The organism is Pseudomonas sp. ADAK13 (assembly GCF_012935715.1).
Classification (GTDB): Bacteria; Pseudomonadota; Gammaproteobacteria; order Pseudomonadales; family Pseudomonadaceae; genus Aquipseudomonas.
The window spans coordinates 3851608-3864739 of the sequence record NZ_CP052860.1 but is presented as its reverse complement, the minus strand read 5'-3'; the positions used below and the strand labels follow the sequence as shown (position 1 = coordinate 3864739).

The 13132-nt window shown below is 59.2% G+C and carries 16 protein-coding genes; 8 read left to right on the top strand and 8 right to left on the bottom strand.

The window, feature by feature from the left end:
* Positions 1-56: 56 nt before the first annotated feature.
* Both HKK54_RS17905 and HKK54_RS17900 read right to left on the bottom strand, forming a co-directional pair.
* Complete coding sequence (locus HKK54_RS17905; RefSeq protein ID WP_169387365.1) at positions 57-464, bottom strand: DUF2177 family protein; 408 nt, start codon at positions 462-464, stop codon at positions 57-59.
* 112 nt (positions 465-576) lie between these two features.
* Positions 577-1413, bottom strand: a complete 837-nt coding sequence (locus HKK54_RS17900; RefSeq protein WP_010176487.1) for a CvfB family protein — start codon at positions 1411-1413, stop codon at positions 577-579.
* A gap of 323 nt (positions 1414-1736) precedes the next feature.
* On the opposite strand from HKK54_RS17900, the gene HKK54_RS17895 reads away from it, so the two are divergent.
* The 3 genes from HKK54_RS17895 (at position 1737) to HKK54_RS17885 (ending at position 3782) form a co-directional block, all read left to right on the top strand.
* A complete protein-coding gene (locus tag HKK54_RS17895) occupies positions 1737-1916 on the top strand; it encodes a hypothetical protein (RefSeq protein ID WP_003210722.1) in 180 nt (59 codons plus the stop codon).
* A 207-nt stretch (positions 1917-2123) separates the two neighbouring features.
* Entirely contained in the window at positions 2124-2849 is a 726-nt protein-coding gene (locus HKK54_RS17890; protein ID WP_169387364.1) for a TorF family putative porin, read from the top strand.
* A 66-nt stretch (positions 2850-2915) separates the two neighbouring features.
* On the top strand, positions 2916-3782 hold the full coding sequence (locus tag HKK54_RS17885) for a DUF6279 family lipoprotein (protein WP_010176489.1): 867 nt from the start codon (positions 2916-2918) through the stop codon (positions 3780-3782).
* Between the two features lie 3 nt (positions 3783-3785).
* Here HKK54_RS17885 and HKK54_RS17880 read toward each other — a convergent pair whose 3' ends face one another.
* Positions 3786-4175: a hypothetical protein gene (locus HKK54_RS17880; RefSeq protein WP_010176490.1), complete on the bottom strand. Its 390-nt coding sequence runs from the start codon at positions 4173-4175 to the stop codon at positions 3786-3788.
* 154 nt (positions 4176-4329) lie between these two features.
* Here HKK54_RS17880 and HKK54_RS17875 point away from each other — a divergent pair, with 154 nt between their 5' ends.
* Positions 4330-4605 (top strand): hypothetical protein, encoded by a 276-nt coding sequence (locus HKK54_RS17875; protein WP_063032478.1) that lies wholly within the window; start codon positions 4330-4332, stop codon positions 4603-4605.
* A 44-nt stretch (positions 4606-4649) separates the two neighbouring features.
* Here the strand turns inward: HKK54_RS17875 and HKK54_RS17870 are convergent, their stop codons facing one another.
* Positions 4650-5996 carry a DEAD/DEAH box helicase gene (locus HKK54_RS17870; protein ID WP_088422789.1) on the bottom strand — a complete coding sequence of 449 codons (1347 nt, stop codon included), beginning with the start codon at positions 5994-5996 and terminating at the stop codon, positions 4650-4652.
* A 193-nt stretch (positions 5997-6189) separates the two neighbouring features.
* Between HKK54_RS17870 and HKK54_RS17865 the strand changes: the two genes are divergently transcribed.
* Positions 6190-7488, top strand: coding sequence for a mechanosensitive ion channel family protein (locus HKK54_RS17865; protein WP_169387363.1), 1299 nt, complete (start codon positions 6190-6192; stop codon positions 7486-7488).
* A 51-nt stretch (positions 7489-7539) separates the two neighbouring features.
* Here the strand turns inward: HKK54_RS17865 and HKK54_RS17860 are convergent, their stop codons facing one another.
* Positions 7540-8184 carry a hydrolase gene (locus HKK54_RS17860; protein ID WP_010176494.1) on the bottom strand — a complete coding sequence of 215 codons (645 nt, stop codon included), beginning with the start codon at positions 8182-8184 and terminating at the stop codon, positions 7540-7542.
* Positions 8185-8337: 153 nt separating this feature from the next.
* Between HKK54_RS17860 and HKK54_RS17855 the strand changes: the two genes are divergently transcribed.
* Positions 8338-9243 carry a LysR family transcriptional regulator gene (locus HKK54_RS17855; RefSeq protein ID WP_169387362.1) on the top strand — a complete coding sequence of 302 codons (906 nt, stop codon included), beginning with the start codon at positions 8338-8340 and terminating at the stop codon, positions 9241-9243.
* On the opposite strand, the gene HKK54_RS17850 is transcribed toward HKK54_RS17855, so the two are convergent.
* The 3 genes from HKK54_RS17850 to HKK54_RS17840 all read right to left on the bottom strand — a co-directional run bounded on the left by HKK54_RS17850 (position 9188) and on the right by HKK54_RS17840 (position 11339).
* Positions 9188-10069: a carboxylate/amino acid/amine transporter gene (locus HKK54_RS17850; protein WP_169387361.1), complete on the bottom strand. Its 882-nt coding sequence runs from the start codon at positions 10067-10069 to the stop codon at positions 9188-9190. The genes HKK54_RS17855 and HKK54_RS17850 overlap by 56 nt on opposite strands.
* A 203-nt stretch (positions 10070-10272) precedes the next feature.
* Complete coding sequence (locus HKK54_RS17845) at positions 10273-10872, bottom strand: FMN-dependent NADH-azoreductase (RefSeq protein ID WP_169387360.1); 600 nt, start codon at positions 10870-10872, stop codon at positions 10273-10275.
* A 152-nt stretch (positions 10873-11024) separates the two neighbouring features.
* Complete coding sequence (locus HKK54_RS17840) at positions 11025-11339, bottom strand: hypothetical protein (protein ID WP_029616145.1); 315 nt, start codon at positions 11337-11339, stop codon at positions 11025-11027.
* A 49-nt stretch (positions 11340-11388) separates the two neighbouring features.
* Between HKK54_RS17840 and HKK54_RS17835 the strand changes: the two genes are divergently transcribed.
* Entirely contained in the window at positions 11389-12312 is a 924-nt protein-coding gene (locus HKK54_RS17835; protein WP_010176499.1) for a LysR family transcriptional regulator, read from the top strand.
* 13 nt (positions 12313-12325) lie between these two features.
* Positions 12326-13129, top strand: coding sequence for an alpha/beta fold hydrolase (locus tag HKK54_RS17830; RefSeq protein ID WP_169387359.1), 804 nt, complete (start codon positions 12326-12328; stop codon positions 13127-13129).
* Positions 13130-13132 lie beyond the last annotated feature (3 nt).

Here is a 13132-nt window from a genome sequence, read left to right as displayed (position 1 = left end):
GATGACTAAACGGTGCAGGTTCGCTCAGGGATGGTGCAGACCAATCCTGTACACAATCAATTGTGCACCCTGCGTGCACATTGGTAGCCCACGGTGCAGCAAACCGCGCTAAGGAAAGTGCCCCACGCAATATCCATCATGGCCAACCCGGCGGACCAACCCTGCAAGGTTGCCCAATTGCTCAGGTCATAGGTGCCGTAGGCCACCAGGCCCAGCAATGCGCCAAGCCGCGCGGCACGTTGCCAGCCGCCGCTCGTTACAGCGGGAAGGACGACAAACACCACACAACCGAATACATAGAGGAGATAGAACGCCACGGCGGGGAACAGGCGCGGCTGATCGAGCATCAGCGGGCCCAGCAGGGCTTTGTAGGTCGGGCCCATGAAAACGCCGAGCCACAGGCCGTCGAGGACCAGGAAGGCGAGCAAGGTGCCGAGGTAGGCGAAGAGGGTTTTTCTGGACATTCATAGGATCCTTGCAGGAGCTGGCTTGCCGGCGATGGCGTCAGAAGAATCACCGCAAGGCTCACGGGCCTTATCGCCGGCAAGCCGGCTCCTACAGGAGAGCAAACCGCGATCAGCTTAGTTCAATACGATCCGCGTGGATCACGATGTGACCCTGCTTGTAGAGAGCACCGATGGCCTTCTTGAAGTTGCCTTTGCTGACACCGAACAAACTGCTGATCACTGCCGGGTCGCTTTTATCGCTGACCGGCAAGGTGCCGTTGTTCTCGCGCAACTTGGCGAGGATCTTCGAGTTCAGGCTGGACGCCGCTTCTTCACCCACAGGCTGCAGGCTCAGGCTGATATTGCCGTCGGCGCGGATTTCCTTGATGAAGCCTTTCTCTTCCTTGCCCGGGCGCAGGAACTTGAACACTTCGTTCTTGTGGATCAGACCCCAGTGCTTGTTGTTGATGATGGCCTTGAAGCCCATGTCGGTGGCTTCAGCCACCAGCAAGTCAACTTCCTGGCCTACCTTGTAGGTGGCCGGGGTCTTGTCCAGGTAACGGTCAAGGCGCGCGGTGGCGGTGATGCGCTTGGTGTGCTTGTCGAGGTAGACGTGCACCACGCAATATTCACCGGCGGTCAGCTGGCGCTTTTCTTCGGAGTAAGGCAGCAGCAAGTCCTTGGGCAGGCCCCAATCCAGGAAGACACCAATGCTGTTGACTTCAACCACTTTCAGACTGGCAAATTCACCCACCTGTACTTTTGGTTTTTCGGTGGTCGCGATAAGTTTGTCATCGCTGTCCAGATAAATAAAAACGTTGAGCCAGTCTTCATCTTCACTGGGAATATCTTTGGGAATATAACGATTGGGCAAGAGGATTTCGCCCTCTTGATCACCATCCAGGTACAAACCAAAGTTAGTGTGTTTAACCACTTGCAAGCTGTTGTAGCGCCCGACTAAAGCCATTTCCAATACCCTCATTGCGTGGGCGGCATTCTACCCGAGTTGACGGCGGCGGTCCCGTGTACCGGCGCACAGGCCTGAAAAATCATGGGTTTGCCGCGGACCGCCCCGCTCGTCAGATGATCAGCCTGATTTATGCAAGCACCCAAGCCATATTTCTCCCATGGGTTTCGAATTAAAACAGCGAGTTAGGTGAGTATTTCACTGATTAATTTCAGGCCATTCATAAAGCCGCCGTATATTCCTGGGGATATTTGCCAAGCAATTGTCAAGCATTTCATGTACGATGCGTGGCCAAGTTAATTTTCTACAGGTTAGTGGCCGCCATGCGCGTAAAAGCATCCAACAGCAAAGCAAAGCCAGCTCCCGCCGTTGAAACCAGCGAATCGATCAACAGCCAAATTGCTGCATTCCTCAAGCAGGGCGGCGAAATCCAGCAGATTGCCAAAGGCGTAAGCGGCCAGACTTTCGGCCCGTCCAAGCAGATCACCCTGGGTAAAAAGTAAGACGTGCGCATTACACCTGGTCCCTATGCGCTTTGCCTTTCAAGGCGCTAGGACTAGAGCCTGCAACACCCTCTGATACTCCCCCTTTTGCACCATTCGACGAACGGGCTTCATCCGTGAACCATCGCCGGTATGCTTGCACACGTCTAGATCGGGCATTTGCCTGATATTTCCCGTTACTGCTCCTCGCTTTTCACGGAGTGAAGCATGCTCAAATCCTGCGTTTTCCTGGCCGGTGCCCTGTTGGCCAGCCCCCTTGCCGAAGCGCAGGTTTTCCAGCGTGAACTGGGTGACTTCGACCTGAAATTGGGCACCACGCCCAGCCGCAGCATGGCCCAAGGCCTGGTCAAACCCACTTCGCCCGGCAGCGACTCGTTCCACGGCGGCCTCGACCTGAGCCACGGCAGCGGCCTGTACCTCGGCCAATTCTCACCAAGCATGGGCATCTCCCCTACCAGCAACCTGGAAGTTGACTCCTACCTGGGCTTCAAGCGGCCCTTTGACCAGACCCTGGGTTATGAACTGGGGATGATCCACTACAGCTACCCCAAGCTGAGCCCACTCGACAGCCAGGAGTTCTACGGCGGCCTGACCTTGCTGGGCAATCGCTTCGGCGCCTCCTTCAGCAATGACCCGGACCGGCAGGACAGCACCCTGTTCGCCGACCTGGGCGGCACCAAGCCCTTCGGCATTGGCGTCAGCATGAAGTACACCACCCACCAGTTGGGCACCCCGGTCTCGGTCGCCGATGGCAGCTCCATCCGCAGCTTCAGCGATTGGTCGGTGCAATTCTCCCGGCCGTGGATGGGTGTCGACCTGAACCTGATCTACAGCGACTCCAGCCTCAGCGGCGGCGATTGCTCGGCCTACTCCGGACACAACTCGCAATGCGACGGCCTATTGACCTTAAAAGCCGAGCGGGCGTTTTATTGATGGGCTGAACTGTCGCGGCACTGGCGGGTTCAGATGCAATAACCTCGTCTGCGCAAGGACTCGCTCATGCTGCGTCGCTTAAAACTTCTGGTGATGTTGCTGACCCTCAGCCTGGTGCTTGCCGGCTGCAACCGGGTGGGCCTGGCCTATCGCAACCTGGATGTGATCATCCCCTGGACCCTCAGCGACTACCTGGACATGAACGCCGGGCAAAAGAGCTGGTTCAACGACAAACTCAAGGAACACTTGGCCTGGCATTGCACCACGCAACTGCCGGGCTACCTGGATTGGCTCGACCGCCTGCAACAGATGGTCGACAACAACCAGGTGACTGACGCCGCCCTGCAAACCCGTACGGCCGAGGCCAAGCAAGCCATTGCCGAGAGCGCCCGTACGATCACGCCGTCCGCCGTCGAATTATTGCAGGGGCTCGATGACCAGCAAGTACAAGACATGGAGCAAGCATTCGCCAAAGACCTGCGCAAGCGTCAGGACGAGTACCTGAAACCGTCCCTCGAACAGCAGATCAAGGAACGCGCCGAGCGCATGAACAAGCGACTGGATGCATGGCTGGGGCCGTTAAGCGCCAGCCAGCAGAATCGCGTCACCGCCTGGTCGATCGCCCTCGGCGAGCAGAACCGGCAATGGATTGGTAACCGTGCCCACTGGCAGGCGCTGTTTATCGCAGCGGTCAAGGACCGCCACAGCAGCGACTTCCCGAACAAGATCGAGCAACTACTGGTGGACCGTGAAAGCCTGTGGACGCCGGAATATCGCCAGGCCTACGCCCAGACCGAAACCGCCGCCCGCAGCCTGATCGTCGACCTCATGGCGGAAAGCACCGTGCAGCAGCGCCAGAAGCTGACGCAGAAGATCGACAAGGTGCGCAGCGACTTCAAGGCCCTTAAATGCCTGAAGGCTGGCACCCCATAGTCATCAGGCAATCTGTGCTTTCGACGCTACTTCATCGAACGTCGCCGGATCCAGCGCATCCGCCTGCTCGTCCAGCACCTCACGCGGGTGATTATTGCCAGGGATGCAGCTGTCGATCAGGCTCAGCAGCTGTGAGCCGCGCAGGGTCAATTTGAAATTTTCACCATTGCCGCACTCTTCCTCTGACCGCGACTCAATAAAGCCGCGTGTGAACAACAATCCCTCGTAATCCGCTGCGGTCTTTTTAAACTCATCGAGATTACCGATGGGCTCACCAGCGGCAGCTCTTTTGGCGGCTTCTTCCTCGGCATATTTGCGCGGGGCGAAGCTGGCTCCACCGTTCTGCACCTCATGCAGCAGTCGTTCGATCAAATCCCAATCGTAAGTCGTCATCCTGATTCCTCCTGAAGGCACACGAATATAGGCCCTTCCAAGGTGTGACATGCCGGACCCGTTGCCGTTCAGCCTAGCGGACAGGCGCGATTTCGCTGAACTTTTAAGCATTCGGAGCCCTCAACCGAACATCATCGCCAAGGAGGTCCGAACCATGAAAACCCTGCTGAATATGGCCGTCGCTGCCACGCTGCTCGCCGCCCTGCCCGCCTGGGCCTGCACGCTTGAAGAAGCCACCGCAAAACGTGAGCAACTGGCCAAGGAGGTGACCAAGCTCACCCAACAGAACCCGGAGAAGGCCAAGGAGATCAACGAGGAATTGCAGAACATGAAGCTGGAAACCGCCAGCGCAGACCTGCCCGACAAGTGCCAACTGATCGATCAGCGCCTCAAGGAGATGGACGAGGCCGCCGCCAAAGCCAAAAACTGAGGCGAAAAAACCGGACACTGTCCGGTTTTTTTGTGGCGCAAACCTTACTCGGCAGCAGGCGCTTCCGGCTTGCGGCGCTTGAGCGGGGCCATGCCATCCTTGCTGACCAACGACAGGTTGTCGGTCTTTGGGCGGTTGGCAATCTTGCGCTTGGTCGGCGACTTGGCGCCGGCTTTCTTCTTCTCGCCCTTGGCGTCGACCTTTTTCTTCTTCACGCCAACAGCTTTACCCGAAGCCTTGACCTTCTTCGGCCCGCCGTAGGTGCCTTTGACTTCCTTGATGGTGCGGCGCTCGAACGACTGCTTCAAGTAGCGCTCGATGCTCGACATCAGGTTCCAGTCGCCGTGGCAGATGAGCGAGATCGCCAGGCCATCGTTGCCGGCACGCCCGGTACGACCGATACGGTGCACGTATTCGTCGCCGCTGCGAGGCATGTCGAAGTTGATCACCATGTCCAGGCCATCCACGTCCAGGCCGCGGGCGGCAACGTCGGTGGCGACCAGGATCTTCACGCCGCCTTGCTTGAGGCGGTCAATGGCCAGCTTGCGGTCCTTCTGGTCTTTCTCGCCGTGCAGGACGAACGCCTTGTACTCCTGAGCCACCAGGCGACCGTAGATGCGGTCGGCCATGGCGCGGGTGTTGGTGAACACGATGGCCTTCTGATAGGTCTCGTTGGCCAGCAACCAGTTGAGGATCTGCTCTTTGTGCACGTTGTGGTCAGCGGTGATGATCTGCTGACGGGTGGTCGAGTTCAGGTCGCTGACGTTGTTGACCTGCAGGTGCTCGGGGTTGTTCAGGACCTTGGCGACCATGTCGCGCAGGGTCGAACCGCCGGTGGTGGCCGAGAACAGCATGGTCTGCTGACGGTTTACACATTCTTGCACCAGGCGCTGCACGTCGTCGGCAAAACCCATGTCGAGCATGCGGTCGGCTTCGTCGAGCACCAGCACTTCAACTTCCTTGAGGTCCAGGTTGCCGGCGTTCAGTTGCTCGATCATCCGGCCCGGGGTACCGATCAGGATGTCCGGCACCTTGCGCAGCATGGCGGCCTGGACCTTGAAGTCTTCGCCGCCGGTGATCAGGCCGGACTTGATGAAGGTGAACTGCGAGAAGCGCTCCACTTCCTTCAAGGTCTGCTGGGCCAGCTCGCGGGTGGGCAGCAGGATCAGGGTCTTGATGCTGACACGGACTTTCGCCGGGCCGATCAGACGGTTGAGAATCGGCAGGACGAAAGCGGCGGTTTTGCCACTCCCGGTTTGAGCCGTCACCCGCAGGTCACGCCCTTCGAGCGCGAGCGGGATGGCCGCTGCTTGCACAGGCGTTGGCTCGACAAATTTAAGCTCGGCCACGGCTTTGAGCAGGCGTTCGTGCAGGGCGAATTGGGAAAACACGGGTGCTACCTCGAAGAAATACAAAAAAACAGCTGCATAGGGTAACGGTTTCGGGCGCCAAGGCCGAGTTTCTTTACGCGAACTGCGTTAAACAGGCGCTTTTTTGTCAGGGGATTTGTCTACAAGGACAACTTTGACGCACTTAAATGCTCTAATCGCCCCGTCACGTCTTACAGAAGAATCGCGTTTACCCATGGATATCAAACAGCTCTGGCTCAACGTCCAAGACCTCTGGGGCACCCTCGACGAGCACCCGTTGCTGCATTCCAGCCTGGCGCTGATGGTGCTGCTGGTGGTCGCCCTGCTGCTCGGACGAGTGGCTCGCTACCTCATCCTGCACGCCGTCAAACTGCTGGGCCGGCAACCCGCACTGCACTGGCTCAACGACTTGCGGCACAACAAAGTCTTCCACCGCCTGGCGCAGATGACGCCCTCGCTGGTGATCCAGTTCGGCCTGTACCTGGTGCCGGACCTGAGCAAGACCGCCACGCTGTTCATCGGCAACGTCGCCCTGGCATTCACCATCCTGTTCATGGTGCTGGCGATAAGCGCGCTGCTCAACGCCTTGCTGGATATCTACGCCCGCACCGAACACGCCCGCACCCGCTCGATCAAGGGTTACGTGCAGTTGGCGAAAATGGTGTTGTTCGTGTTTGGCGCAATCATCATCGTCGCCACGCTGATCGACCGTTCGCCGCTGCTGCTGCTTTCCGGTTTGGGTGCGATGTCGGCGGTGATCCTGTTGGTCTACAAGGACACCTTGCTGTCGTTCGTCGCCAGCGTGCAGTTGACCAGCAACGACATGCTGCGGGTCGGCGACTGGATCGAAATGCCCCAGGTGGGCGCCGACGGTGACGTGGTGGACATCACCCTGCACACCGTGAAGGTGCAGAATTTCGACAAGACCATCGTCTCGATTCCCACCTGGCGCCTGATGTCCGAGTCGTTCAAGAACTGGCGCGGCATGCAGGCCTCCGGTGGCCGGCGGATCAAGCGCAGCCTGTACATCGACGCCAGCGGCGTACGTTTCATCCGCGACGACGAAGAGCTGAAACTCTCCCAGGTGCACCTGCTGACCGACTACATGAGCCGCAAGAAGGCCGAGCTCAAGGCATGGAACGAAGCCCAGGGCAATGTCGCCGCGATGTCCGCCAACCGGCGGCGCATGACCAATATCGGCACCTTCCGCGCGTATGCGCTGGCCTATCTGAAAAGCCATCCGGAGATCCAGCCGAACATGACCTGCATGGTGCGGCAGATGCAGACCACGGCCCAGGGCATTCCGCTGGAGATCTACTGCTTCACCCGCACCACTGCGTGGGCCGACTACGAGCGCATCCAGGGCGATATCTTCGATTACCTGCTGGCGGTGTTGCCGGAATTTGGCTTGAGCCTGTACCAGCAGCCGAGCGGCGGTGACTTACGGGCGGGGATGTTGCCGGCGGTGTTGGGGGCCAGTCATTTGCCTCCGGCGGAGAAGGCAGTTATGTAACAACAAAAAACGGCACAACCTGAGTTGTGCCGTTTTTTGTTGAGGTCGGCCTTACTTGAGCTGACGCTGCGGAGCACCGTGCACCATGGTATAGGCGTAATCCACGCCCATGCCGTAAGCACCGCTGTGTTCCAGCACCAGGCCCATCACCGCGTCGTAGGTTTCCTTGTGAGCCCAATCACGCTGGTACTCCAGCAGCACTTGCTGCCAGGTGACCGGTACCGCGCCGGCCTGGATCATTCGCTGCACTGACATGTCGTGCGCTTCTTTGCTGGTGCCGCCCGACGCGTCGGTGACGATGTACACCTCATACCCTTCAGCCAGGGCTTCCAGGGCCGGGAAGTTCAGGCAAACCTCGGTCCACAGGGCCGCCATGATCAGCTTCTTGCGGCCAGTGGCTTTCACCGCTGCCACCAGCGCCTTGTCTTCCCAGGAATTCATCGAGGTGCGCTCGATCGGCTGCTGGTCCGGGAATACGTTCAGCAGTTCCGGCCAGATATAGCCGCTGAAGCTCTTGGTCTCAACCGAGGTCAGGATGGTCGGCACGTTGAAGATCCTGGCCGCCTTGGCCAGTGCCACGGTGTTGTTCTTCAGAGTCTGGCGATCGATCGACTGCACACCAAATGCCATTTGCGGCTGGTGGTCGATCAGGATCAGGGTGGAGTTGGTTGGGTTGAGCAATTCGCGAATAGACATGGTGACTTCCTTTCAATGTTTTCGATTCGGTAAGGGGTGCGTTCAGCGCCGCTGAGAAGCTTTGATGGCGGCTTGGAAGTAACTTTACGGGCTGGATAAAATCGAGACAATTACCTAAAATCGAGAATCATTGATTCCAAAAAAGGGACAATCATGGATCGTATTGAATGCATGCGGGCGTTTGTCGTCACGGTCGGCGAGAACGGCTTTGCGGCCGCCGCGCGAGCCATGGACGTACCGCGCTCAAAAGTCAGTAAGCAGATTCAGGCACTGGAAGAGGCCATTGGCGTGCAATTGCTTCAGCGCACCACTCGCAGCCTGCATTTGACGGAGGCCGGGGCCGAGTATTTCGACGCGGCACGGGAAGTATTGGCTGCCCTGGACGAGGCTGAGCAGCGGGCCCGGGACGGCATCGGTGAGTTACGCGGCGTGTTGCGGGTCAATGCGCCGATGTCGTTCGGGCTGCATCGCCTGGGCCGGTTGATTCCGCTGTTCCATGAACAGCATCCCCATATCGAGTTGCAACTGGTGCTCAGCGACCAGCAGGTGGACCCGGTGCGCGGCGGTTTTGACGTGACCCTACGCATCGCCAGCATGCCCGACTCGACGATGATCGCCCGCCAGCTGGCGCCTGCGCCACGGATCATGGTGGCCGCGCCGGCCTACCTGGCACGCGCGGGCACGCCGCAAACCCCGCAAGACCTGCGCCAGCACCAATGCCTCAACTATGGGTATCTGCAGAGCGGCGTCAGCCTGCAACTGAGCAAGGGCCAGGAAACCCAGCGGGTGAATGTCACCGGCCCGTTGCACGCCAACAATGGCGACCTGTTGGCCCAGGCGGCAGAAGCCGGAATGGGCATCGCCCTGTTACCGGACTTTATCGTCGAAGACGCCCTGAACGCCGGGCGCCTGGTGCCGGTGCTGTGCGACTGGCAGGCACCGGCAATCACCATCAATGCGGTTTATTCGTCAGCACGACGCGTGCCGCAAAAAACCCGGGCGTTCATCGATTTTTTGGTGACGCAATTGGCGCCGAAGACCGCAGGCCCAACCGACTGATCCACACCGCCGCCAGAATCACCAACCCACCCAGCAGCAACCTGCCCAACGGCTCGTGCTGATTCCAGATCAGCAGGTTGAGCAATAACCCTACCGGCACATGCAGGTTGTTCATCACCGCCAACGTACCGCCGTTGACCAGGCACGCGCCCTTGTTCCACCAGTACATACCCAGTGCCGTGCTGACCAGCCCCAGGAATACCAGCACACCCCATTGCAACGGCGCTTCCGGCAGAAAGTTGGCCTTGCCCAACATCAGGAACGCGGGCAACGCCACCGCCAAGGCACCGAGGTAGAAGTACCCGAACCGCCGGTAATGCGGCAGATCGCTCGGATGGCGGGCCACCAGATGCTTATAAAGCACCTGCCCCGCGGCGTAGGTGAAGTTGGCCAATTGCAGCAGCAGGAAGCCCATGAAGAAGTTCGGGGTGATCTGGTCAAAGCGAATCACCGCCGCTCCTGTCACCGCCACCAACGCAGCCACTAGCGCCCACGGATTGAATCGGCGGTTCAAGGCGTCTTCGATCAAGGTCACGTGCAACGGCGTCAGGATGGTGAACAGCAGCACCTCCGGCACCGTCAGCACACGGAAGCTCAAGTACAGGCACACGTAGGTCACACCAAACTGCAACGCGCCGATCACCAGCATGCCGCGCATGAACGCCGGTTCCACCGAGCGCCAGCGGGTCAGCGGAATAAACACCAGCCCGGCCAGCAGCACACGCACCAGCACCGCGAAATAACTGTCGACGTGACCGGCCAGGTATTCGCCGATCAAGCTGAAGGAAAACGCCTGGATCAGCGTCACAACAAGTAGATAGCCCATGCTCGCCTCATTTTGAATGGGCGCGACATTAGCGGTTTTCGGCCCTTTACGAAACTCAAGGCAAAAAAAACCCGACCTCGCTAAAAGCGTCAGTCGGGCGGGAGCACTCAGGAGCAAAAAGTGCAAAGGGAGGTTCGATACGCGTACTTGAAGGGTTGCGTGGAGCCATCTAAACAGCGGGCGATTATCTGACGATTAACATCTCACGCCACTTGGGCCAGCAACGCCTTGGCCTGGTTCAAGCCCTTTTCCTGGAAATCACCGCCCAGGTTCACCCCTTCGGCATGAATGAACGTGACGTCATGAATGCCAATAAAGCCCATGACCTGACGCAGGTACGGTTCCTGGTGGTCGGTGCTGCCACCGGCGTGAATCCCACCGCGGGCAGTCAGCACAAAGGCGCGCTTGTCCGTCAGCAGGCCCTGTGGACCGGTGGCGGTGTACTTGAAGGTCACACCGGCACGCAGCACATGGTCGAGCCAGGCTTTCAGGGTGCTGGGAATCGCGAAGTTGTACATCGGCGCGGCCATGACCAGTACATCGGCGGCCAGCAGTTCGTCGGTCAATTCGTTGGAACGGTCCAGGGAAGCCTGTTCGATGGCGGTGCGCTGCTCGGCAGGCTTCATCCAGCCGCCCAGCAGGTTGGCGTCCAGGTGAGGCACCGGGTTGACGGCCAGGTCACGCACGGTGATCTGGTCAGCCGGGTGGGCGACCTTCCATTGGCTGATGAATTGTTGGGTCAGGTGGCGGGAGATTGAGTCCTGCTGACGGGCGCTGCTTTCGATGATCAGAACACGGGCCATGATTATGTAAGCTCCATCTGTAAATGCTGTAAGGCGATGGAGTGAAGGTTAATCAGGGCTCGTTCGATTAAAAAGCGTAAAAAACTGCTATAACCCATCTATAAATCTGTTTATAAGCGGAGTATTGCAGTACGCAAAGCTCCGCTTTTGCCTTATTTCGGTGCGCAGGTCAGCTGGATACGCATCTTGATAATGGCCCGGCTGAAATTGACCGTGGTATTGGTGGTTTTCCCCGCTGCGACCGTGACCTTGCGAGTACGCGGGGCTTCCGGGCCGTTGGTAAAGCGGACCTTGCACTCCGCATCATTGGCGCCGTAGTTGGTGAGTTGGATCGAACTGATATTGCTGTCGACGTCCGACGCGCTGTAATCGATCTTCACGCCCTGAATGTCTTTCGTCACATCGGTGCTGAATGCAAACGCACTCAACGGCAGCAGCGCCAGCAGCACACAACAGAATTTTCTCATTCGGCAGTCTCCAATTAGGACCGCCAGCTTAGGACAAGAGGAGCTCATCTTGAAAGCGCCCCGCGTTACCCTCGATCAATGGCGTACCTTGCAAGCCGTGGTCGACCATGGCGGCTTCGCCCAGGCCGCCGAAGCATTGCACCGTTCGCAGTCCTCGGTGAGCTACACCGTGGCCCGCATGCAGGATCAGCTCGGCGTACCGCTGCTGCGCATCGACGGGCGCAAGGCGGTGCTCACCGAAGCCGGCGAAGTGCTGCTGCGCCGCTCCCGGCAACTGGTGAAAAACGCCAGCCAACTGGAAGACCTGGCCCACCATATGGAACAGGGCTGGGAAGCCGAGGTACGGCTGGTGGTCGATGCCGCTTACCCCAACGCCCGCCTGGTGCGCGCCCTCACCGCCTTCATGCCGCAAAGCCGTGGTTGCCGGGTGCGCCTGCGTGAAGAGGTGCTGTCCGGTGTCGAAGAGCTGCTGATCGATGGCATGGCCGACCTTGCCATCAGCAGCTTTATCATTCCGGGTTACCTGGGCACCGAAATGAGCGACGTCGAATTTGTCGCCGTGGCCCATCCCGATCATCCGTTGCATCGCCTGCACCGTGAACTGAGCTTCCAGGACCTGGAAAGCCATATGCAGGTGGTGATCCGCGACTCCGGCCGCCAGCAGCCACGGGACGTCGGCTGGCTCGGTGCCGAACAGCGCTGGACCGTCGGTAGCCTGCCCACCGCCGCCACCTTCGTCAGCAGCGGCCTGGGCTTTGCCTGGTTGCCCCGGCACCTGATCGAACGCGAACTCAAGGAAGGCCTGCTCAAGCTGCTGCCTCTGGAACGGGGTGGCAGCCGCAACCCGACCTTCTATCTTTACTCGAACAAGGACAAACCCCTCGGCCCGGCCACGCAGATTCTCGTCGAGTTGCTGCGCACCTTCGACACTGCCCCACTGGACGCGCCTTTCGCCGCACCGCAACAAGCCTGAACAAGGAGTTCCCATGGCCTATTTCGAACATGAAGGTTGCACCCTGCATTACGAGGAATATGGCCATGGCGCGCCGCTGATCCTGATCCACGGCCTGGGCTCCAGCTGTGTGGATTGGGAACTGCAAGTGCCGGTACTGTCGCAACACTACCGGCTGGTGGTGATCGACGTACGCGGCCACGGCCGCTCCGACAAGCCCCGGGAACGCTACAGCATCCCAGGCTTTACCGCCGACCTGGTGGCCTTGATCGAACACCTGCAACTGCCGCCGGCCCACGTGGTGGGCCTGTCCATGGGTGGCATGATTGCCTTCCAGTTGGCGGTGGACGAGCCACAGATGCTCAAGAGCCTGTGCATCGTCAACAGCGCGCCCCAGGTCAAGGTCCGCACAGCCGGCGATTACTGGCAGTGGGCCAGGCGCTGGAGCCTGGCGCGCATCCTCAGCCTGAACACCATCGGCAAAGCCCTGGGCAGCCTGCTGTTTCCCAAGCCCGAACAGGCCGAACTGCGGCGCAAGATGACCGAACGCTGGGCAAAAAACGACAAACGTGCTTACCTCGCCAGCTTCGACGCCATTGTTGGCTGGGGCGTACAGGAACAACTGTCGAAAATTACCTGTCCAACCCTGGTCATCAGCGCCGACCACGACTACACCCCCGTGGCGCAGAAAGAAATCTATGTAAAACTGCTGCCCGATGCGCGACTGGTGGTGATCGAGAATTCCCGCCATGCCACGCCGCTGGACCAACCCGAACACTTCAATAACACCCTGCTCGATTTTCTCAAGACAGTCGAAACCACAACCCAGGATCACTGACCC

What these genes read in the sequence shown, in the direction of transcription:
- HKK54_RS17905 (WP_169387365.1), bottom strand. Translation starts at nt 464, where the DNA reads ATGTCCAGAAAAACCCTCTTCGCCTACCTCGGCACCTTGCTCGCCTTC.
- HKK54_RS17900 (WP_010176487.1), bottom strand. Translation starts at nt 1,413, where the DNA reads ATGGCTTTAGTCGGGCGCTACAACAGCTTGCAAGTGGTTAAACACACT.
- HKK54_RS17895 (WP_003210722.1), top strand. Translation starts at nt 1,737, where the DNA reads ATGCGCGTAAAAGCATCCAACAGCAAAGCAAAGCCAGCTCCCGCCGTT.
- HKK54_RS17890 (WP_169387364.1), top strand. Translation starts at nt 2,124, where the DNA reads ATGCTCAAATCCTGCGTTTTCCTGGCCGGTGCCCTGTTGGCCAGCCCC.
- HKK54_RS17885 (WP_010176489.1), top strand. Translation starts at nt 2,916, where the DNA reads ATGCTGCGTCGCTTAAAACTTCTGGTGATGTTGCTGACCCTCAGCCTG.
- HKK54_RS17880 (WP_010176490.1), bottom strand. Translation starts at nt 4,175, where the DNA reads ATGACGACTTACGATTGGGATTTGATCGAACGACTGCTGCATGAGGTG.
- HKK54_RS17875 (WP_063032478.1), top strand. Translation starts at nt 4,330, where the DNA reads ATGAAAACCCTGCTGAATATGGCCGTCGCTGCCACGCTGCTCGCCGCC.
- HKK54_RS17865 (WP_169387363.1), top strand. Translation starts at nt 6,190, where the DNA reads ATGGATATCAAACAGCTCTGGCTCAACGTCCAAGACCTCTGGGGCACC.
- HKK54_RS17860 (WP_010176494.1), bottom strand. Translation starts at nt 8,184, where the DNA reads ATGTCTATTCGCGAATTGCTCAACCCAACCAACTCCACCCTGATCCTG.
- HKK54_RS17855 (WP_169387362.1), top strand. Translation starts at nt 8,338, where the DNA reads ATGGATCGTATTGAATGCATGCGGGCGTTTGTCGTCACGGTCGGCGAG.
- HKK54_RS17850 (WP_169387361.1), bottom strand. Translation starts at nt 10,069, where the DNA reads ATGGGCTATCTACTTGTTGTGACGCTGATCCAGGCGTTTTCCTTCAGC.
- HKK54_RS17845 (WP_169387360.1), bottom strand. Translation starts at nt 10,872, where the DNA reads ATGGCCCGTGTTCTGATCATCGAAAGCAGCGCCCGTCAGCAGGACTCA.
- HKK54_RS17840 (WP_029616145.1), bottom strand. Translation starts at nt 11,339, where the DNA reads ATGAGAAAATTCTGTTGTGTGCTGCTGGCGCTGCTGCCGTTGAGTGCG.
- HKK54_RS17830 (WP_169387359.1), top strand. Translation starts at nt 12,326, where the DNA reads ATGGCCTATTTCGAACATGAAGGTTGCACCCTGCATTACGAGGAATAT.